Below are 20,266 nucleotides of genomic sequence, written 5' to 3'. Positions count from 1 at the left end.
TCATCCTCCTTTATTTCATCGTATCAAAATACCTCTCCCCACTTGCAGCTATCCAAACAGGTTTAACTTCATTCTTTGATTTTATCAACTATAAAACAAAAAATGTTTCTACTATAGAAGTAAAAAGCAATGATGAATTTGGACAAATCTCAAATGCTATCAATGAAAACATTCTTGCTACTAAAAGAGGCTTAGAACAAGACAATCAAGCCGTTAAAGAATCAGTTCAAACCGTATCAGTTGTAGAAGGTGGTAATTTAACAGCAAGAATTACTGCTAATCCAAGAAACCCACAACTTATTGAACTTAAAAATGTTCTAAATAAACTTCTTGATGTTTTACAAGCTAGAGTAGGTTCTGATATGAATGCTATTCATAAAATTTTTGAAGAATACAAAAGCTTAGACTTTAGAAATAAATTAGAAAATGCTAGCGGTAGTGTAGAATTAACTACTAATGCTTTAGGTGATGAAATAGTTAAAATGCTAAAACAAAGTTCAGACTTTGCTAATGCTTTAGCTAATGAAAGTGGAAAATTACAAACTGCTGTTCAAAGCTTAACCACTTCTTCAAATTCTCAAGCTCAATCTTTAGAAGAAACTGCAGCAGCTTTAGAAGAGATCACTTCTTCTATGCAAAATGTTTCAGTTAAAACTAGTGATGTTATCACTCAATCTGAAGAGATTAAAAATGTTACAGGTATTATAGGTGATATTGCAGATCAAATCAATCTTTTAGCTTTAAATGCAGCTATTGAAGCAGCTCGTGCTGGAGAACATGGTAGAGGCTTTGCAGTGGTAGCTGATGAAGTTAGAAAGTTAGCTGAAAGAACTCAAAAGTCTTTATCAGAAATTGAAGCTAATACTAATTTACTTGTTCAATCTATCAATGATATGGCAGAAAGTATTAAAGAACAAACTGCAGGTATCACTCAAATCAATGATAGCGTAGCTCAAATTGATCAAACTACTAAAGATAATGTTGAAATTGCTAATGAATCAGCTATTATTTCTAGTACAGTAAGTGATATAGCTAATAATATCTTAGAAGATGTTAAGAAGAAAAGGTTTTAATTAATCATTCAAGCCCTTTCTTTGGGCTTGAATTTTAAAAATTTATGCTATGATTTTGTATATTTTATAAAGGAAAATATATGAATTTATGGGATAAAAAGGCTAAAACTTACGCAAGATATCAAAACACTTTAAACACTATACAAAAACAAACTTTTGAATATTTACAAAATTTAAATATTTCTTTTCAAAATAAAAGTATTATAGACATAGGATGTGGAACTGGGGTTTGGACTTTACACTTAGCTAAAGAAGCTAAAGAAATTTTAGCCCTAGATAGTGCAAATGCTATGCTTGAAATTTTACAAGAAGATGCTAAAAAACTAAATCTTAACAATATAAAATGCGAAAATTTGAGCTTTGAAACTTGGATGCAAAACAATCCTAATGTTAAATTTGATCTTGCATTTTTAAGTATGTCTCCTGCTTTACAAAATGAAAAAGACTATAAAGCTTTTTTAAACTTAGCTTCTAAAAAAGTGTATTTAGGCTGGGCAAGTAGGCGTAAAAGTAGCTTTTTAGATCCTATATTTGAGCATTTTAACACTCATTTTAAAGGTTTTTATGAAAGTGATTTGCAAGGTTTTTTAAATACACAAAATATCCCTTATGAGTGTGAAATTTTTAACGAAACTAGAGTGGTAAAAAGAGACAAACAAAGTGCGATAGAAAATGCTTTGTGGCATTTAAGTATGAATGGTATTAATACAAACAAACAAGAGTTAGAAAGCTTTGTAAAAGATGAAGTAGAAGAGATTATAGAAGCTAAGATAAAACTTTTAATCATTAGCTAGTTATACTAGCTAAGATTGATTTTTGAAATTTCATCTTGAATTTTTAAAGTTTCATCTAAAGTTTGTATGATCAAGGTAAAATGCTTATGATCTATGTCTTCTTCTTTGTGGCTTTTTAGGTATTTATCTAGCACAGCATAGCCGCCTATTTTAAACTCATAAATTTCAGGACTTACTTTATTAAAATACAAACTTTCGTTTATGAAAAGTTCTTTTACGTCTTTGTTGTATTTGATTTTTTGTATTTTGAAATTTTTATTTTTAATGTCTTTAAACAAGGCTTCACCTACATTAAAATCTAACTCATCATTTTTTAATAAATGTAAATTTACAAGTTTTAAGCCTAGTTTGCTTAAATTTTTAAAAGTATTTTTATCTTTTGTAAAAGGAATTTTTGGAAAATCAATTTTTAAAAAATCAAGATATTTTTCTCTATAAATTTTATGAAAAAGCACCGCATAAATATAGCCTAGTATGTCTTCTGGTGAGAATTTTTCTTTATAAAGCTCATCTATGAAAGTTCTAAAGCTTTCTTTGAAATTTTCTATTTTTGAGGTGAAATTTTCTTCGTTAAAATTTGGATTTTCTTTTTTTAGGAATTTTTTACTTCTAGTTGTAGGATAAAGATAAAGTGGAGAAACATAGCTATTTGCTCCGACTAAATGTTTATCTATAACTTTTGAGCTTATAAATAAATTTGAAATTTCTTTTAGATTAGTGCCTCTATCATAAATCAAACCTATGTTTTCATACCCCAAAAAATGTTCCATTATGTCAATTCTTGGTCTTTCCACTTTTTTTATATCATAATAAATTTTTTGCGTATCAAAAGGTTTATATGCTATTTCTTTGATGTATTTTTTATCAAATTCATTATAAAAATTATAAACTTGTTGTTCTAATTTTTTATTATTCGTTGAGATTAATATAGCATCCTTAGAGCTTGCAATTCCTACGCTTGAAAGCATAAAAATATCTTTACGCTTATGCCCTTGTTGTATTCTTCTAATAAATCATTATTTTGTGGTAAGAAAAGATAAAAAGGCTCGTTGTTTTTTACCAAAGTCCATTTTATAGAATTTAAGTCATTTTCATATAAAAATTCGTATTTATCCTTTCTTTTGCCGTATAAATCATGATAATAAATGTTTGTATTTTTAGCTTTTGAATTTTGTTTTATAAAGATATTTATGCTCACACCTTGCATGATATCAAAGACATTATCATCTTTGCTTCCATCAGGAGCTTTTTCTTTTTTTCTAGTATCGCCGTGTAAATTAAGTATATAAATTTTATCAAAGCTTTGCATTAAAGAATATCTCATACCTCTAAAGGTAGGATTATCTAAAAAGCTATTATTTGAAATAAAAGCAAAAATTCCGCTTTCTTGAGAGTCGATTTTACTTTGGGCAAAGCGTATGAATTTTACATAGTCATCAAGCATTACTTTTGAATTTTTTTCATTTTCTAGTTTGTGTTTTTCATATATGGCTTTAAAAGTACTTGTGTTTTGTTTGGATTTTTCTTTAAAATACGAGCTTATCCACTTTTTTTGTTCATTATTAAGATTTGCTTTGCTTGGTTCTAAACCATAGCTTATTTTGATCTCATCTTCGTATAAGCCTTTGTTGCTACTTGCTCCACTATAAGGCGGATTGCCTGTGATGATTAGAATTTGTTCTTCTTTTATTTTTTGTGCTTTTTTGAATTCTTTTGTTAGATCAATGAGAGTAAAAAGCGTGTTTTGATCATTTTGTTCTTTGGATATGCTTTTAGAATATAAAGTATTTGTTAGTGCTATTTTAAGACTTTCATCATCGTTTAATGGAGAGTTAAATTCTTCTTTAAAACTTTGAGAAATTTTTAAATGTGCTATGGTGTAAGGGGCTATTAAAAATTCAAAACCACAAAATTTGTCTATCAAAACTTTTGGATTGTAATTAACGCTATTTTTGCTTATAGGTTCTAAAGCTTTTCTAAAAGCTTCAAGTAAAAAGGTGCCAGTGCCTGTGGCAAAATCAAGTAAGGTTATATTTTTATCTAAAGCTTCGCTTAAGCCTTTTTTGTGATTGAAATCTTGTTTTAAAGCTTCATCTATGGCATTTATGATGAAAATTACCACAGGCGCAGGAGTATAATACACTCCCCTTACTTCTCTAAGCTTTGGATCATAGCTTGCTAAAAATGTTTCATAAAAGTGCAAATAAGGATCTTTGTGAGTAGATAAAATAGTAGGACGATTAAATAAGTCTTTCTCGCCTGTTTTGTTTAATTCTTTAATAATGCTTGTAATGTCTATGTGATTTATAATGTTTATGATTTCTTCTAAAAGCCATTTTATATTTTCTAAATTTTCAAAACTATCATCTAAAAATCCACTCATAGAACGGATCAATGGAAATGATTTTGGTATGAATTTTTTAGCATTGTTTAGATCTATTTCTTTTGCGGTATCGTTATTTAATTTTGCTAAGAATAAGCTATAAGTTAAAGTTTGTGCAAAAGAATCGCAAAATTCTTCATAGGATAATTCTTTATAAAGTGTTTCTTTGAAGGTGTTAAATAAACTTAATAAAGTTTCATTTTTGCTTGATAATAAAAGCTCATCTTTTAAAATTCTTGTTCTTAGGCTTAGATGGTTTGCAAAATCTAAAGCTGAATTTATGGGATTTGGGATTTTAGAAAAAAATATGCTAAAAAGTTCGTTTAACTCTTGTGTTTTAGTATCTAGCAAAGATTGATTTTTAATAACGCTTTTTATCTCATCAAGAGAGCAAATTTTTACTTCTTTACAAATGATAATTTCATTCTTATCATTTAAACTTAATAATATAAATCTTAAATAATCTGTGAGAATGATATTTGGGCTTAATTTTGTGTATTTTAAAATTTGATCACTTGTTATGATGTTATCAAGATTTGCATTTACTCTTTTGTTTTCTATGTAACCTAGTGTTAAAAAATCTTTTGTAATCAAAAAATCCGGAGCACCTCTACCTTCTTTGTCGTTATTTGGTTCTTGTTTGATAGAGATTTTATTTTGCTTGTCTTGATTATCTTTTATAGCTTGCAATAAATTTTGCAAAGCTGTTCTATGGGTATGTTCTTTATCGTTTGTAGAAATATCTTTTATGTTTTCTAGATAAGCTTTTAGCATTAATTTCCTTTAATTTGCGACTTTGAAATTTAAAGTTTTCCCTGCCATAAATGGCACTACATCGCCGTATTTTTGCGCTACTTGCCATTCTTGTTTTTCTAAGATGACGATTTTATCTTTTTCAAATTTAAGATTATGGATTTTGCAAGCATTATCTGAAATAAATTTTTGTAAATTTGTTTCATTTGAATGTTTTTCAAAAAGTTCAACTAATACAGGTAAAATCACCGGTGCGCTAAAAACTCCAGCCGCACAACCACAACATTCTTTAGTGTGCAATGGATGAGGCGCGCTATCGCTTCCAAACATAGCCTTTTCATAGCCACTAAAAGCAAGCTCACATAAAGCGTCTTTATCTTCATAGCGTTTTGCAATAGGCTTGCAAAATAAATGTGGATCCATTTTACCACCCACTACATCATCAAGCGTTATCATTAAATGATGCAAAGTGATAGTTGCGTATAAATTTTCATAATCTTTTAATAAATCACACAAAACCTTAGTGGTAATATGCTCCATTACAATTTTTAATTTTGGAAAGTTTTTAGCTAATTTTTCATATATTTTGGCAAAATTTGCTTCTCTATCCATGACAAAATCATTGGTTTCTCCATGCACAAGTAAGGGTATGTTTAATTCGCTCATAGTATTTAATGTAGGTTTTAACTTTTCTATATCAAAACTTGAAATTCCATTATCTGAGTTGGTAGTGATGCCTGCAGGATAAAGCTTGATAGCAAAAAGCTCGTCTTTAGCTTTTTCTAAAAATTGCTCATCATAGTCTTTGAAAAATAAAGTCATCAAAGGCGTAAAATCTTCATTTTTACATGCTTTTAAAATGCGTTCTTTATAAGCTTTTAATACATCTATTTCAGTAAGTGGGGTGATTAAATTTGGCATGATAACCCCTGCCTTAAAGTCTTTTGCACTAAAAGGAGCTACAAGCGCAAGCATACTTTCATCGCGTAAATGTAAATGCATATCCAAAGGGTTTTTAAGTTTCATTTTATCTCCTATATTTTTAGCTGATAAAATCCATTTTTAAGACGCTTAAAAAGCTTTTTTTCTTCTAAAAATTTAAAAGTAGCGATGATATTGGGCTTGCTTTGGTTTAATTTTTCTTCAAGCTCACTGATTTTAATCATAATAAAACCATTTTCATCGGCATTTTCGCATAAAAATTTTAACAATTCAAAACGCTTTTTTCCCAAAATTTCTTGTATTAAATTTTCAAATTTCATAAGTAAATACTATATAAAATAAAACTCCAAACAAAAAGAGCTAAAAGCACACTAAAAAACACTGCCGCACTCGCACAATCTTTAGCAATTTTTGCCTTTTCATGCCATTCATTTGTAATCAAATCAACACAAGCTTCAATAGCCGAATTTAAAGCCTCGATAATTAAAATAAGCATTAAAACACTTACCAACAATAAATGCTCCAAAAAACTAACTTTTAAGAAAAAACTACAAATTATCGCTGGGATAATAATACAAAGTTCAATTCTAAACGCCATTTCATTTTTAAATAAAGCAAAAATCCCTTCTAAAGCATATCTTGCATTATTTAAAAAATGATATTTAGGCTTCATGGATTTGCCTTAAGTTTAGGATTTAATAAATCATATTCTGGCTCATAAACACTTGTTTTTACATCAAAATATCCTAAAAGAGTACTAAAAAGATTATCTTGAGAAAGTTTTAAACCTTTATGCTCTTTAGCTAAATTCATTAATTTTTCATCATTGCTCCAAAAAATAGCAGGAATACGGGTTTGATAACTTGGCGCTATAGCATAAGGCATACCATGAAGATAAATATCATTTTCACCCAAACTTTCACCATGATCTGAAAGATAAAACAAAGAACTTTCATAGCTTTTTTGCTCTTTTAATAGTTTTATAATCTCACTTAAAAGATAATCTGTATAAAGTAAAGTATTGTCATAAGTGTTGATTAAAGCCTCGTTATCACATTTTGAAAGCTCATTAGTATCACAAGTTGGAGTGAATTTTTTAAATTCACTTGGATAGCGTTTATAATAAGTTGGCCCATGAGAACCTTGCAAATGAAGAACTAATATATTTTGATCACTTAAATGATTTAATTTTTCTTTAAAAGGAGCGAGTAAATTTTCATCCAAATCACTAGAAAGCTTTTGCTTATAAGCTAATCTATCACAAACCCCTTTACAACCACCAGAATTATTATCAAACCATGCAGTATCTACACCTGTTTTATAAAGCACATCCATCGCATTTTCTTGAAATTCTGAACTTGAATAATTTTCACGCTTAGAAATAGAAAACATACAAGGTAAACTTACCGCTGTTGCTGTTCCACATGATGAAAAATTATCAAAAAACACTACATTATCTTTTTTGGTATAAAAATTGGTATCATTTTTAGCATATCCACCCAAAGAGTAATTTGCCGCTCTAGCGGTTTCACCCACTACCAAAACTAAAAGTTTTTTAGTGTGATTGTTTTCTCTATAAGCATCATTAGCTATAGTTTTAAATTCTGGCTTAGCTTTTACAAAACGAACATAATAGCGATATACGGCATAAATTTGATAAAAAGGGGTATTATACATTCTTATTTCATTATAGTTTCTAAAAAAAGGCAAGAAAGTTTTACTTAAAGGGATTAAAACCGCACAAACAACAATCAAACCTGATATTATATTGATAATTTTAATTTTTAGATGGGATTTAAAACTACCATAATAATCAATTTTTACTTTAACAACATAAAAAACCAACAATAAAGCCAAAACAACAAATAAGATTAATTTTAAATTTAACAAATCTTTTACTTCTTTGATATCTGTTTGAACAACATTTTGTATCATATCAGAATCTATAAGCACCCCATAAAAACTAATAAAGTAAACACTTAAAAAAGATGATATTATAAATAATATAGAAAAAAATTTAGTAAAAAACTTTATAAAAAGCAAAGAGCAAATCACATGAACAAGGGCAAAATAGGCCACAATAAAAACAAAAGTTATAAACCAGTTTTGTGTATTTTTTTCATACACAAAATAAAATAAATTAAAATTCAACAATACAATCATCAAAGAATTAAAAAAAGTAAACTGAAGCCAAGTTAATCTAAGCATATAAATCCCACCTCCAAATTTAAGCTTTTAATTTTATTGAATTTTTTTAAATGGATTGTAGTTTTAAATCTTTTTATGTTATGATTTACACTTTTAATGAAAATTTTAAGGAAAATAATGAAACTACTTTCATGGAATGTCAATGGCTTAAGAGCTATTTGTGATAAAAATGCACTTGATTGGATAGCACAAGAACAAATTGATTTTATAGGTTTTCAAGAAATCAAAGCACATGAAGATAAATTTCCTAAAAAAATTTATGAATATCCTTTTAAACACATGTATTTTAATTCTGCTAAAAGAGCGGGGTATTCTGGGGTAATGAGTCTTTGTAATTTTAATAGCGAAGTAAAAAAATGCGAATTTTTTGATGATGAAGAAGGTAGGGTTTTAGAACACCGCTTTAAAAATATTGCACTTTTTAATATCTATTTTCCAAATGGTCAAAAAGATGAAGAGCGTTTAAATTTTAAGATGAAATTTTATGCAGATTTTTTAGTGTATTTGGATAAGCTTTTAAAGGATGGATTTGAAATTATCATTTGCGGTGATGTCAATACCGCTCATAAAGAAATCGATCTTACTCATCCAAAAGCCAATGCCAACACTTCAGGTTTTTTACCTATAGAAAGAGCTTGGATTGATGATTTGCTAAAGCTTGGTTTTATAGATACTTTTAGAGAAATTAATGGTGAAATCAAAGAAAAATACTCGTGGTGGAGCTATAGAATGAAAGCAAGAGAAAGAAATGTAGGCTGGAGGATTGATTATTTTTTCATTTCAAAGGGTTTAAAAGATAAACTTAAAAACGCTTTCATAAGAGATGATATTTTTGGCTCTGATCACGCACCTGTAGGTATAGAAATAGATATTTAATATCCCAAAAATGGGATATTATTTTTTAACGAATTTTTTTGCTTTTTCCCAAAGTCTTACACCGAGCTTTTTAGCTTTTTTGGAATTTAAATCTTTGTATTTTTCACTAGCAATTTTTTCTAATTCAAAAATTTCTTGTTTAAAACGATTTAATTTTCTTTGAGTAAGTTTGTTAAAATCATTAATCTTTGGATTTTTCTTAATATCATTTAAAACTAATATTAGTTGCTCTCTGCTTTCACCTGCAAGACGTCTAAATTTAGCAAAAAGATTATCAAGTTCATGTTCTAGCAAATTCTCAACTATACTCTTACAAGGATCATTTTGTAATTGAATCTCTTTTTTTAAAAGAGCAATAAAATCATCTTCTATACCTATTAGTTCTTTGCTTTTTAAACTAACATCTTCTTCAAAATTTGCATAAGTTAATGAAGCTTTAAATTTTTCCATTGCCAAAACAATACCATCCCTTGTGCCTTTAATCACTCCTAAACAAAGATCTTTTGCATAAGCCATAGATTCATTAGCTATTTCAAAAGCGGTATTTAAAATAATACTTGAAATTTTTAAAATTCTTTCTTTTTCAAAATGAGCTTCGCAAATGGCATTATATACGAGATTTTTAGCTATTTCACTACTTGTAAGTTCTATATCTTCAGCCTTTTCTAATGTAGTTAAAAAAGCACTTTCAGCGGTTTCTTTTAAAATTCCAAGCATTTCTATATCAAATAAAATAGCATCATTTAAACCACCACTAAATTCATCACAAAAAGAACATTCTTGTAAAATATTCTCGAATTCAAAAAAATTATCGCTGATTTGATTTTTAATCAAATTCTTTTGATTTTCAATCTGTTTGTTTAATAATTCAGCTTCGCTAATATACCCATAAAGTGAATTTTGAGCATCTACAATACTCGCCTTAACCAAAGCTTTGATAACCTTTGTAACATTTTCATCATCGAAAAAATCAAGTTTTTTCAAAATAGTTAAAAATTCAACCAAAAGAGAATTTAAAACTTTTTTTGTTTCATGAGGATTATGTGAAATTTGCTTATACGCAAGATTAAAACTCAAGTCTTCAAGTAAATCACTTGCTTCATCTTTACCGAGATTTGATAAAGAATTTTCAAAAATAATTAAAGTATTTTTCATTTTTCCTTCTTTCTTAAAGTACAAATTTTGCTTTAGCTTTTAATTTATCAAATATATCCAAACGATCTTTTTTGCTATCAACATAAACATTTAACAAATAACTTTGATATTTTCCACTCGCACTTGAATTCGAATGTTCAAATTTATATTCTCTTTGACCTAAAATTTCTTCAAAAATTTCACTTGCCTTAATATGCACCTCAAAAATCACCTTATAATCCCAAAAAGTAGGATAATTGATCTGAGGTTCTTTTTTAAGATCGCACAAATTTACCACTTTTACCTCCTTCTTTGCTTTCAAGCACTATATCCGTAATTCTCATTGATTTATCTATAGCCTTGATCATATCATATATAGTTAAAAGTCCTATACTAACTCCACTTAAAGCTTCCATTTCAACACCTGTTTTACCTTCACACTTAACTGTTACAATAAGCTTAAATGCACATTCTTTAACAAATTCCACAATATTAGTTTCAACTTTAGAAAGCATCAAAGGATGGCACATAGGAATAATTTCACTTGTTTTTTTAGCCCCCATTATGGCCGCAATAATAGCTGTTTGAAGAACAGGACCTTTTTTTGCGGTATTGTTTTTAATTACATCAAAAGCTTCTTGACTCATATATATCATACCACTAGCTGTGGCTATTCTTGAAGTAATATTTTTATCGCTTACATCTACCATTTTAGGATGATTTTTTTCATCTAAATGACTTAATTTCATAAATTCACCTTTTAAAAAATTATAAAAATTATAGCAAAACCAAACAAATTTAAGATAAAATAAGCTTTGTATTTTTATTTAAGGAGAAAACAATGGCTTATGAAGATGAAGAAGATTTAAATTACGATGATTATGAAAATGAAGATGAAGAATATACACAAAATCACCATAAAAATTATAATTATGATGATGATGATTATGAATACGATGATGATAACAATGATGATGATTTTTATGAGATGGAGATTAAGAATGAACAAAACCCTTAACCAAAAAGATATAAAAGTTTTAGGACTTTCATCATTAGGTGGAACTTTAGAATTTTATGATTTTATTATTTTTGTATTTTTTGCAAATTATATTTCAACAAACTTTTTTCCAAAAGATTTAAGTAGTTTTTGGCAAATGTTTAATACTTATGGAATATTTGCAGCTGGATATTTAGCGCGTCCCTTAGGGGGTGTGATACTGGCACATTTTGGAGATAAATTTGGACGCAAAAGAATGTTTATGATTAGTATTTTGTTAATGGTTATTCCAACTTTTACTCTAGCTTTTATTCCAAATTATGAAAGTATAGGTTTTCTTTGTATTGTGCTTTTAGTTTTTATACGCATTTGTCAAGGTATAGCTATAGGCGGGGAACTTCCTGGAGCTTGGGTTTTTGTATACGAACACGCACCACAAGGTCAAAAAAGAACTTATTTGGGAATTTTAACCGCTTCGGTTGTAGGTGGAATTTTATTAGGTAGTTTAGTTTTTTTAATTATGAATAAAATTTATACCCAAGAAGAACTTCATGAATGGGCTTGGAGAATTCCATTCTTTTTAGGTGGAATTTTTGGGATTATTTCTGCTTATTTGAGAAAATTTTTAAGAGAAACTCCTGTTTTTGAACAAATGAAAAAAGACAAGGCTTTAGAAAAATTTCCTTTAAAAGAAGTGTTTAAAAAAGCTAAAATGGGAATTGTTCTTTCTATGATGATTACTTGGGTTTTGACAGGTTGTATTGTTGTAATGATTTTGCTTATGCCTAGTTATATGGCAAAAATACTTCAAATTAATACTTCTATACAAACCTATCTTCAAATAGGTGGAATTTTGCTTATTTGCCTAGGGTGTATTATAAGTGGAATTTTAGCGGATAAAATAAGCGTTATTAAATCTTGTGTATTTTTTAGTGTTTTTTTTGGAATTGCGAGCTTGCTTTATTTTAATACTTTATATAGACAAAATGCTGATTTTAACCTAGTAGCTTGCTTATATTTACTTGTATGTTTTTTTAGCGGGGTGATGAATTTTTGCCCTTTAATAATGAGTGAAGTATTTGATGCAAAAATTAAATTTTCAGGACTTTCTTTTTCATATAATATTGCTTATGCTATAGCTGGAGGTTTAACTCCGCAACTTGCTTTTTTCTTGCATAGTTTTGCCTTAAATAATTTAAGTAATTTTTGGCGTTTTTCTTTGGGACTTTATGTTTTCTTTTTGGCTATTATAGCTTTGCTATGTACATTTATTTTTTCTTATCTTAATAATACCCAACGCACATACTCTCAGTGATTTTAATACGCTTTTCAAAAGGAGCTGGGCTAAAAAAATGGCATTTTTCTATATAAATATGCTGATGATAATTTAGCCCTAAAAAATCATAAAATTTTTTTAAATTAACAAATTTAATCCCGCAAATCTCCTTAAGCTCTAAAAGTTTATAAATAGAAGAATTATTTTTTTCCACTAAATGAGAGGGAGCTAATCCAGTAAAAGAACAAAAAGCACTTGCCAATACAAAACCATTTAAACCACTACATTGCCTTAAAGCTTGCTGATGTTTTTCTAAAATGCAATTTCTATGCAAAAATATAATTCTTGTTCCTTGATATCTACCTATTTCTACATTTTTCCAAAATTTATAAGCATTTTTTGAAATTCCAGCAAAACGATGAAATTCAGCGTTTAAAATATAGTGATCTAAAAATTCATTAGGAGGCAAGATTAAACTTTTCATCACTACAATTTAGAGCCTTAAAAAGGCTCTTTAATCTTCTTTGTTTAAATTTTCCTTAGCTTTGTTAGGAAGCTTAGATAAAAGATTGTTTAAATCAAAATTAATTCCTTGAGTTTTTGCCTCTTTAAGTAAAGCAACTGCAGCTTTTGCGTTAAATGGAGAAGAGCCATCATGCGGAGCAAAAAGATGATCTGTTATTGCTAAAGCATAAGCGGATTTTTTCACTTTTTCGCGAGCAGCATGAGGAGTGCGAACAAAACATATACTTTCAATCAAAACATCATCAAAATTCCAACGATGTAACAAAAATCCCAAGAAAGAAATATGATCTACGCCTAAAAATTCATTCTCCGCTAAAGCAAGATTTTCACTTTTATTTAAAAAAGCTAAAAAATCCTTATCCTTATGATTTTGTATAAGAAAATTTGAAAAAATAACAATACCAAGCCTTAAAAGCATTGCACAAGGAACTAAAAGATGAGAAAGTTTTTTATCTTCATCATTAAGCCAATTTGCGATAAAAGTTGCCTCTTCATTGCACGTTTTTAAAAAATTTTGAGTATTTAAACCATAAGGTGAAACGTCTATTTTAAAATTATCTCTAATGGAGTCAGCCATAACTATATTGATGATATTACCAACGCCTAATAAAGTAATCACTTGATTTATGGTTGTAATTTCTCTTGTAAAACCATAATAAGGAGAATTTGCTAATTGCAAAAGCTTAGCCGTCATCAACGGATCGCTTGAAATGATTTCAGCAACTTTCATAGTTTCTATATTTGAATTAGCCTCGCTCACATATTTTCTTAATTTACTTACAGTATCAGGTAAAGGTGGCAATACTTCAACGCTTTTTAATAAAAGCTCATTCATATCTCCAATCATATTTAATTTATCCTTAATTAATATTATTATAATTTGCAATTATATCTAAATTTTAATTTACTTATTGCATTTTTTATGACTTAAGGTATAATAAAAATTACAAATAAATGCCGAATTTATGGTGTCTTGATTTAGTTAACTAGTAATTAAAAAATAGTTTTAATGGAGTTAAATTGATGTTTTTTTAATTTTAAAAATAAAAGCTCAACAAAAAAAGAAGAAGTAAAAAAAGTTTTAGAAGCTCCATATCTTCAATAAAATGAACTTGAAGAAAAATTAAAAAAAATAAACATCAAGCCAAAATTAATTATAGGCTTTGTGTCAATCAACTTAATCTAGCGATCATAGGAAATAAGATTCAAAATTCTATAAATGAGCAATGTGATATCATCTTAAGCAGTGCTACTGATTTATTATGCAACCTTGATTCTAACTCAAACATTGAAAACAGTCCTTATAAACAAAATATCCAAGGAATAAGCTTGATACTTTTTAGTGAAGATATGATAGAAAATCTTTGCACAAATAAAATCAAGCTTTTTAGTGATATAAAAGATTATACAGAAAGAAAAAAACTGATAGAAAAAGAAGTTTTATTTATAAATATACCTTTTGAAGCACACTGCATAAATACTTTGCATTATTTAATTTATGATGGTTTAAGTCAAAGCGAAAGTTCTCTTTTAGAACTTTTGTACAAACACAACCCCTATCCTTGTGCTTTAGTAGGGGGTGGGTCTAGCGGAAACATGGACTTTAGCGGAGCATTTATATTTTATAACGGAGAAATATTAAAAATCAAGCTTTAAGCATACATGTTCAATTTAAACCTAAATACCGTTTTAATTTAATGAAGTCTCAAAATTTCAATCCTCAAAGCAACATTACTTTTACCATACTTGATGTAAGCTTATATGATAAAACCGTACGCGAATTTATTAATAAAAAACCTTTCAATCCATCAACGCGGTTGAAGTTTTATGTAATTATTTTAACTGCACTTTTGAAGAACTTAAAAATAAAATGCAAGAATATACTTTTGCTTTAAAAATTGGAGAAGACTATCTTATTTCCCCTATGAAAATCAACCCAAATAAAACATTATTTAGTTATTGTGATATAGAAAGCGCTCAGGAATTAAGCTTGCTTAAAAAAACAAATTTTATTGAAGCTATAAAAAAAGATTATGAAAAATTTTCTCTTAATAAACCAAAACCACTAGGAGCAATTTTTAATGATTGTATCTTAAGAAGACTTCACAACAAAGAACATTTAAATCAAATCCATTTTAATAATTTTCCCATAGTTGGTTTTTCTAGTTTTGGAGAAATTTATGGAGCGGGAATTGCAAAAAGTTTAGTGGCAATATTTTTTTATGAAGTTGAAAATTTTAATGATTTCAAACCTAGATATTTAAAAACTTTCATACAAAAATACAGTGATTTTAAATACTATTATCTTAATATAAAAGGTCAAAAACTAGAAATGACAAATGAGATTAATAAAATAATCTTAAATCAACTCAAATGTTATGAAGATGTTCTAGCTAAACTAAATTAATACTAAAAAATTAAGAATTTCAAGAAATCAAAAATCTTGAAATTCTTACACTAAAAAATCAAAGTGCTTTTTTTGCGGCCTCTGCAATTTTTGCAAAAGCAGCAGCATCATTCATAGCTAAATCTGCTAGAATTTTTCTATCAAGTTCAATGCCTGCTTTTTTAAGACCATTGATAAATCTTGAATAACTTAAATCATTGAGTCTGCAAGCAGCATTGATACGCACAATCCAAAGACGACGGAAGTCTCTTTTTTTACGGCGTCTATCACGATAAGCATAGACTAGACTTCTTTCTAATTGTTCTTTTGCCTTTCTAAAATGTTTGCGGCGTCCACTATAAAAACCACGCGCTAATTTTAAAACTTTTTTATGTCTGCGGCGTCTAACAACACCTGTTTTTACTCTTGCCATTTTTATTTCCTTTCATAAAGTGGCGTCCAAATTTGGAGCTTGCCCTTGAAATTTTATCTCAGAGGGGAGTTTGAATGACTTTTAGTCAAAAACTTAAATTCCTAGCATTTTTTCAACAGCTTTTACATTTGTGCTATGCACATATTTAGCTGTCCGAAGATCACGCATTCTTTTTGCAGGTTTTTTAGTCAAAATATGACTTCTAAAAGCTGAGCCTCTTTTGATTTTATTTTTACCTACTTTGAAGCGTTTAACTGCGCTTTTAACGCTTTTCATCTTTGGCATACGCTTTCCTTATTTAGATAAATTTTTATTTTTCAAACTTTAAAAGAAAAGATAAATACTATCAAATTTTTTCTAATTTTTGACTGAATTTAATTTTTAAAAAACTTGGCACACATTTTGCTTATAAAAAAATCAGCAATATTTTGGAAAGATTTAAAATGACTATAAATTCGGCAAATCCATATCAAAATTTAACCTTATCTAATCCTTTGCAGAATAGCTCTGCTCTAAATTTGATTAAAGATAGCAAAGCCTTAGATCAAAAAGGAAATGAAAATAGCTTAGAACAATTAAGTTATATTTTTAATAATATCACTTATGCTAGTGAATTTGGATTTAGAATCAATGAAGAAGGTTTTTTTGATAAAGATTTAAATAAAATTGCAAATATACCAGAATCTTATGATATCAACATTAAAAGCGTTAGAAGCATAGCGAAAGAACTCGCAAAACAAGATGAAAATTTAAACTACAATAAAATTGATCTACCTTATCTTTTAAACAGCTATCATAGTTCATTAAAATCTATAAATTCAGAATTTTTACAAGATGATAATGCTTATTTAAGTCGCGATCTTATTTCAAAACTATCATCAGGTTTTTCAACAGATAATGGAGAATTTTTAGGCCAAATTTCAAGAATTTACAACAATCAAGAAGAAATTGATTTGGCATTAAGTAATATCACAAATTTAAATACTTTAATGTTAGATAATAAAATAACTAATTTTCACTTTGATAAAGCCATAGAAAACACTTCTTCTAATGAAATTTTAAAACCTTATTTAACTAAAAATGCAGAAGTATCAAAATCTGGTCTTTTAATGAATTTTATCTACCATGATATAAAAACTCAAAACGAAAAAGAATTTAACTTTTTTATGAAACCTGCCACTTTAGAACTAAGCTCTCATCAAAATTTACAAAAAATTCTCAAGGGCGAAACAGATATAGAAGATTACATCAAAAAAGAAAATGAAAAAAAGATGAGTTTTGATCTTTATCTTTATGTGAATGGCGTAGATAAAAAAACAAGTACTCAAGATAAACTATCTGTATTTTTTCAACAATATATTAACTACCAAAAAGATATGGATTTAAGAGAATTTGCAAATTCAAGTTCAATATTTCAAATTTATATCGATCAAAATCGCAATGATTTTGATGCTCTTAAAAAACAATATCAAAACCAAAGTCAAGATACGCAAAGATTAGAAGAAGCAAATCAACTACGTTCTAGCTCTATAGAAAATTTTTTAGATCGTCGTCAAAAACAAGCAAATATAAATAAAATTTTAAACTCTTATATGTCTGTGATGGTTTAAAATAATTTTTTTAAAAATATATAAATTATAAATACTTTAATAATAATTTTTATATAATTAATTAATAAAATTTTAAGTATTATAGCATTATAATCCGCTCTCGAAAAATATAAATATAAAAGTACTCAAAACCATGATTTATAATGAAAAAATTATTTCAATGAATAATGATCTTTTAGATCATCAACATAAAGAACTTTTTGAAATTTCTAAAAACTCTCTTTAATGAACCAATGTCATGTTGGAACAAAAGAATTAAAAATTGTCTTAAGAGAGTTGTTAATAATGATCAATAGACATTTTTCAGATGAAGAAGCCTTTATGAGAGAAATAGAATATCCTTATATCAACCATCATACAAGAATTCACAGAAAAATTATCTTAGAAATTGAAGAAATTATCATCAGTGAAGCTAAATTTGTAAATATAATGACCGAAAAATTAAATCTCGTTGTTCAAGATTTTATCTTTAAACATACAGCCAAAGAAGATTCAAAAATAGTAAAGTATTACGAAGAAAAATTTAAGAAATAGTATTTCTCATTTTTGCTATATAAAATTCACAAAATATTTCACTTTAAAATTTTACTTTAGCATTTTATTTTTGTTATAATTTTTAACCTAATTTTTATAAATTTTTGTTATTATCCGTTTTTAAATAAAGATAAAAAATATCCTAATTAAAATTAAGGATAAATTAAGGATTTTAAAGTGAAAGTATATTTAGATAACAACGCAACGACAATGCTTGATCCTAATGCTTATGAGTTGATGCTACCTTTTTTAAAGGATATATATGGAAATCCAAATAGCCTTCATCAATATGGAAGCGCAACACATCCTGCTTTAAGAGAAGCTTTAGATAAACTTTATGCAGGGCTTGGAGCAAATGACTTAGATGACATAGTTATAACCTCCTGTGCGACAGAAAGCATTAACTGGGTGCTTAAGGGTGTGTATTTTGATCATATTTTAGATAGAGAGCGCAATGAAGTGATTATTTCTAGTGTAGAACACCCTGCTGTTGCTGCTGCTGCTTATTTTTTAAAAAGTCTTGGAGTAAAAGTCATAGAACTTCCTGTAAACGAAGAAGGAGTTTCTACTGTAGAAGATTTGCGTAAAGTGATTAGCGATAAAACAGCACTTGTAAGTGTTATGTGGGCAAATAATGAAACAGGTATGATTTTTGATATTAAAGCGATGGCAGAACTTGCGCATGAATTTGGTGCTCTTTTTCATACAGATGCTACTCAAGCAGTAGGTAAAATAAAGGTTAATTTAACTCAAGTAGGAGTTGATTTTGCTTCATTTTCAGCTCATAAATTTCATGGACCAAAGGGTGTGGGTGGACTTTTTATAAAAAAAGGACTTAAGCTTACTCCACTTTTACACGGTGGAGAACACATGGGTGGTCGTAGAAGCGGGACTTTAAATGCGCCTTATATAGTGGCTATGGGCGAGGCTTTGCGTATTGCAAATACTATGCTTGATTTTGAAGATTCTCATATACGCCGTTTAAGAGATAAACTAGAAGATCAAATTTTAGCCTTGCCTGATACAACAGTGGTTGGAAAAAGAGAACACCGTGTGCCTAATACAATCTTAGCAAGTATTAAAGGAGTTGAAGGCGAAGCAATGCTTTGGGATTTAAATAAAAACGGTATAGCTGCAAGTACGGGCTCAGCCTGTGCAAGTGAAGCTTTAGAAAGCAATCCTATTATGGAAGCTATCGGTGCGGAGCATGATTTAGCGCATACAGCTTTAAGGCTTTCTTTGTCACGTTTTAACACTGAAGAAGAAATTGATTATGCAGCAAAACAAATTAAAAATGCAACACAGAGATTAAGAGCAATTTCTTGTACTTATGCTTATAATCCAAATAATTACAAATAAGGATGAAAAATGGGAAAAAATAGTTTAATTGGTGGATCCATTTGGGATGAGTATTCACAAAAAGTTCAAGATAGAATGAATAATCCTCAACATATGGGAGAATTTAGTGAAGAAGATGCTAAAGCACGCAATGCAAAATTGATCGTAGCTGATTTTGGTGCAGAAAGTTGCGGCGATGCGGTAAGACTTTTTTGGCTTGTAGATGAAAAAACTGATAAAATTATCGATGCAAAATTTAAAAGTTTTGGTTGTGGTACAGCTATAGCAAGTAGTGATACTATGGTGGATCTTTGTATAGGAAAAACTGTAGATGAAGCAGTAAAAATCACAAATTTAGATGTGGAATTTGCTATGCGTGATAATCCAGAAACTCCAGCTGTTCCACCTCAAAAAATGCACTGTTCGGTTATGGCTTATGATGTAATCAAACAAGCAGCAGCGCATTATAAAGGTATAAGTCCTGAAGATTTTGAAGATCAAATTATAGTTTGCGAGTGCGCTAGGGTAAGTCTTGGAACTATTAAAGAAGTGATTAAACTTAATGATTTGCATAGCGTAGAAGAAATCACACAATATACTAAAGCGGGTGCTTTTTGTAAATCCTGTATCAAACCAGGCGGACATGAAAAAAGAGATTATTACCTTGTAGATATTTTAGCTGAAACTAGAGCTGAAATAGATAGAGAAAAACTCAAAAATACAATGAAAAGTGATGTAGCTTTTGATGAAATGACCGTAGTGGGACAATTAAAAGCAGTTGAAAGTGTTTTAGATGCTGAAATTCGCCCTATGCTTCATAATGATGGTGGAGATTTGGAAGTGATTGATATACAAAAGACTGAAGGTGCAGCAATTGATGTTTATATTCGTTATCTTGGTGCTTGTAGTGGTTGTTCTAGTGGAAGTGGTGCAACACTTTATGCTATTGAAACAATTTTACAAGAAGAATTAAGTCCAAATATACGCGTTATGCCGGTTTAAAA

19 protein-coding genes and 4 pseudogenes are annotated in these 20,266 nt (G+C 28.6%); 11 read left to right on the top strand and 12 right to left on the bottom strand.

The genetic code is table 11. From position 1 onward, the window contains the following. Window positions 1-1,073: methyl-accepting chemotaxis protein (locus tag AJ882_RS02810; RefSeq protein ID WP_070279650.1), on the top strand; the 1,073-nt coding region annotated here is incomplete at its 5' end. 80 nt (window positions 1,074-1,153) lie between these two features. Further along, entirely contained in the window at window positions 1,154-1,867 is a 714-nt protein-coding gene (locus AJ882_RS02805; RefSeq protein WP_014517175.1) for a class I SAM-dependent methyltransferase, read from the top strand. A 5-nt stretch (window positions 1,868-1,872) separates the two neighbouring features. On the opposite strand, the pseudogene AJ882_RS02800 reads toward AJ882_RS02805, so the two are convergent. The 5 genes and pseudogenes from AJ882_RS02800 to eptC all read right to left on the bottom strand — a co-directional run bounded on the left by AJ882_RS02800 (window position 1,873) and on the right by eptC (window position 8,153). Beyond that, window positions 1,873-5,024, bottom strand: a pseudogene (locus AJ882_RS02800) (type ISP restriction/modification enzyme). 9 nt (window positions 5,025-5,033) lie between these two features. Continuing rightward, complete coding sequence (gene pyrC, locus AJ882_RS02795; protein WP_002876170.1) at window positions 5,034-6,029, bottom strand: dihydroorotase; 996 nt, start codon at window positions 6,027-6,029, stop codon at window positions 5,034-5,036. Then, a pseudogene (locus tag AJ882_RS02790) lies at window positions 6,021-6,265 on the bottom strand (replication/maintenance protein RepL); the annotation flags it as partial. The pseudogene AJ882_RS02790 and the gene pyrC, both read right to left, overlap by 9 nt. Continuing rightward, the gene (locus AJ882_RS02785) at window positions 6,262-6,618 is read right to left on the bottom strand and encodes a diacylglycerol kinase (protein WP_002876164.1); all 357 of its coding nucleotides are present in this window, start codon (window positions 6,616-6,618) and stop codon (window positions 6,262-6,264) included. The gene AJ882_RS02785 and the pseudogene AJ882_RS02790, both read right to left, overlap by 4 nt. Then, window positions 6,615-8,153 carry a lipid A/FlgG phosphoethanolamine transferase EptC gene (eptC, locus tag AJ882_RS02780; protein WP_002876162.1) on the bottom strand — a complete coding sequence of 513 codons (1,539 nt, stop codon included), beginning with the start codon at window positions 8,151-8,153 and terminating at the stop codon, window positions 6,615-6,617. The genes AJ882_RS02785 and eptC overlap by 4 nt, the downstream gene beginning before the upstream one ends. 117 nt (window positions 8,154-8,270) lie before the next feature. On the opposite strand from eptC, the gene AJ882_RS02775 reads away from it, so the two are divergent. Next, window positions 8,271-9,029, top strand: a complete 759-nt coding sequence (locus AJ882_RS02775) for an exodeoxyribonuclease III (RefSeq protein WP_002867799.1) — start codon at window positions 8,271-8,273, stop codon at window positions 9,027-9,029. A gap of 18 nt (window positions 9,030-9,047) precedes the next feature. On the opposite strand, the gene AJ882_RS02770 is transcribed toward AJ882_RS02775, so the two are convergent. The 3 genes from AJ882_RS02770 to moaC are packed head-to-tail and all read right to left on the bottom strand — an operon-like array spanning window position 9,048 to window position 10,912. After that, window positions 9,048-10,208, bottom strand: coding sequence for a hypothetical protein (locus tag AJ882_RS02770; RefSeq protein ID WP_002859413.1), 1,161 nt, complete (start codon window positions 10,206-10,208; stop codon window positions 9,048-9,050). Then, a complete protein-coding gene (locus AJ882_RS02765) occupies window positions 10,198-10,461 on the bottom strand; it encodes a DUF493 family protein (RefSeq protein WP_002867797.1) in 264 nt (87 codons plus the stop codon). Before AJ882_RS02765 ends, AJ882_RS02770 begins: the two co-directional genes overlap by 11 nt. Continuing rightward, window positions 10,439-10,912: a cyclic pyranopterin monophosphate synthase MoaC gene (moaC, locus tag AJ882_RS02760; RefSeq protein ID WP_002865819.1), complete on the bottom strand. Its 474-nt coding sequence runs from the start codon at window positions 10,910-10,912 to the stop codon at window positions 10,439-10,441. The genes AJ882_RS02765 and moaC overlap by 23 nt, the downstream gene beginning before the upstream one ends. Before the next feature lie 92 nt (window positions 10,913-11,004). On the opposite strand from moaC, the gene AJ882_RS02755 reads away from it, so the two are divergent. Then, entirely contained in the window at window positions 11,005-11,181 is a 177-nt protein-coding gene (locus tag AJ882_RS02755; protein WP_002865818.1) for a highly acidic protein, read from the top strand. After that, window positions 11,165-12,475 carry an MFS transporter gene (locus tag AJ882_RS02750; protein ID WP_011049644.1) on the top strand — a complete coding sequence of 437 codons (1,311 nt, stop codon included), beginning with the start codon at window positions 11,165-11,167 and terminating at the stop codon, window positions 12,473-12,475. Before AJ882_RS02755 ends, AJ882_RS02750 begins: the two co-directional genes overlap by 17 nt. On the opposite strand, the gene cheQ is transcribed toward AJ882_RS02750, so the two are convergent. Together cheQ and cheP are read right to left on the bottom strand one after the other, a co-directional pair. Continuing rightward, window positions 12,444-12,923 carry a cheVAW transcriptional regulator CheQ gene (gene cheQ, locus AJ882_RS02745; RefSeq protein WP_002854628.1) on the bottom strand — a complete coding sequence of 160 codons (480 nt, stop codon included), beginning with the start codon at window positions 12,921-12,923 and terminating at the stop codon, window positions 12,444-12,446. The genes AJ882_RS02750 and cheQ overlap by 32 nt on opposite strands. Before the next feature lie 27 nt (window positions 12,924-12,950). Then, window positions 12,951-13,808, bottom strand: coding sequence for a cheVAW transcriptional regulator CheP (gene cheP, locus AJ882_RS02740; protein ID WP_002860614.1), 858 nt, complete (start codon window positions 13,806-13,808; stop codon window positions 12,951-12,953). A 482-nt stretch (window positions 13,809-14,290) separates the two neighbouring features. Between cheP and AJ882_RS09700 the strand changes: the two are divergent. Continuing rightward, window positions 14,291-14,856: pseudogene (locus AJ882_RS09700) on the top strand (FIST N-terminal domain-containing protein). Continuing rightward, complete coding sequence (locus tag AJ882_RS09545; RefSeq protein WP_002867794.1) at window positions 14,832-15,368, top strand: FIST C-terminal domain-containing protein; 537 nt, start codon at window positions 14,832-14,834, stop codon at window positions 15,366-15,368. The pseudogene AJ882_RS09700 and the gene AJ882_RS09545 overlap by 25 nt, the downstream one beginning before the upstream one ends. A gap of 58 nt (window positions 15,369-15,426) precedes the next feature. On the opposite strand, the gene rplT is transcribed toward AJ882_RS09545, so the two are convergent. Together rplT and rpmI are read right to left on the bottom strand one after the other, a co-directional pair. Further along, complete coding sequence (gene rplT / locus AJ882_RS02725; RefSeq protein WP_002851731.1) at window positions 15,427-15,780, bottom strand: 50S ribosomal protein L20; 354 nt, start codon at window positions 15,778-15,780, stop codon at window positions 15,427-15,429. A 93-nt stretch (window positions 15,781-15,873) separates the two neighbouring features. Beyond that, window positions 15,874-16,065 (bottom strand): 50S ribosomal protein L35, encoded by a 192-nt coding sequence (rpmI, locus tag AJ882_RS02720; RefSeq protein ID WP_002777995.1) that lies wholly within the window; start codon window positions 16,063-16,065, stop codon window positions 15,874-15,876. Between the two features lie 158 nt (window positions 16,066-16,223). On the opposite strand from rpmI, the gene AJ882_RS02715 reads away from it, so the two are divergent. The 4 genes and pseudogenes from AJ882_RS02715 (at window position 16,224) to AJ882_RS02700 (ending at window position 20,264) form a co-directional block, all read left to right on the top strand. Next, a complete protein-coding gene (locus AJ882_RS02715; RefSeq protein WP_002860616.1) occupies window positions 16,224-17,390 on the top strand; it encodes a hypothetical protein in 1,167 nt (388 codons plus the stop codon). A gap of 133 nt (window positions 17,391-17,523) precedes the next feature. Then, a pseudogene (locus AJ882_RS02710) lies at window positions 17,524-17,924 on the top strand (hemerythrin domain-containing protein). A gap of 177 nt (window positions 17,925-18,101) precedes the next feature. Next, a complete protein-coding gene (locus tag AJ882_RS02705; RefSeq protein ID WP_070279664.1) occupies window positions 18,102-19,283 on the top strand; it encodes a NifS family cysteine desulfurase in 1,182 nt (393 codons plus the stop codon). Window positions 19,284-19,292: 9 nt separating this feature from the next. Continuing rightward, window positions 19,293-20,264, top strand: a complete 972-nt coding sequence (locus tag AJ882_RS02700; protein ID WP_002890622.1) for an iron-sulfur cluster assembly scaffold protein NifU — start codon at window positions 19,293-19,295, stop codon at window positions 20,262-20,264. Window positions 20,265-20,266 lie beyond the last annotated feature (2 nt).

The organism is Campylobacter sp. BCW_6461 (genome assembly GCF_001762735.1).
Lineage (GTDB): Bacteria > Campylobacterota > Campylobacteria > Campylobacterales > Campylobacteraceae > Campylobacter_D > Campylobacter_D jejuni.
Note: the sequence above shows the minus strand (reverse complement) of the source record. Positions and strands in the feature narration are given on the sequence as shown.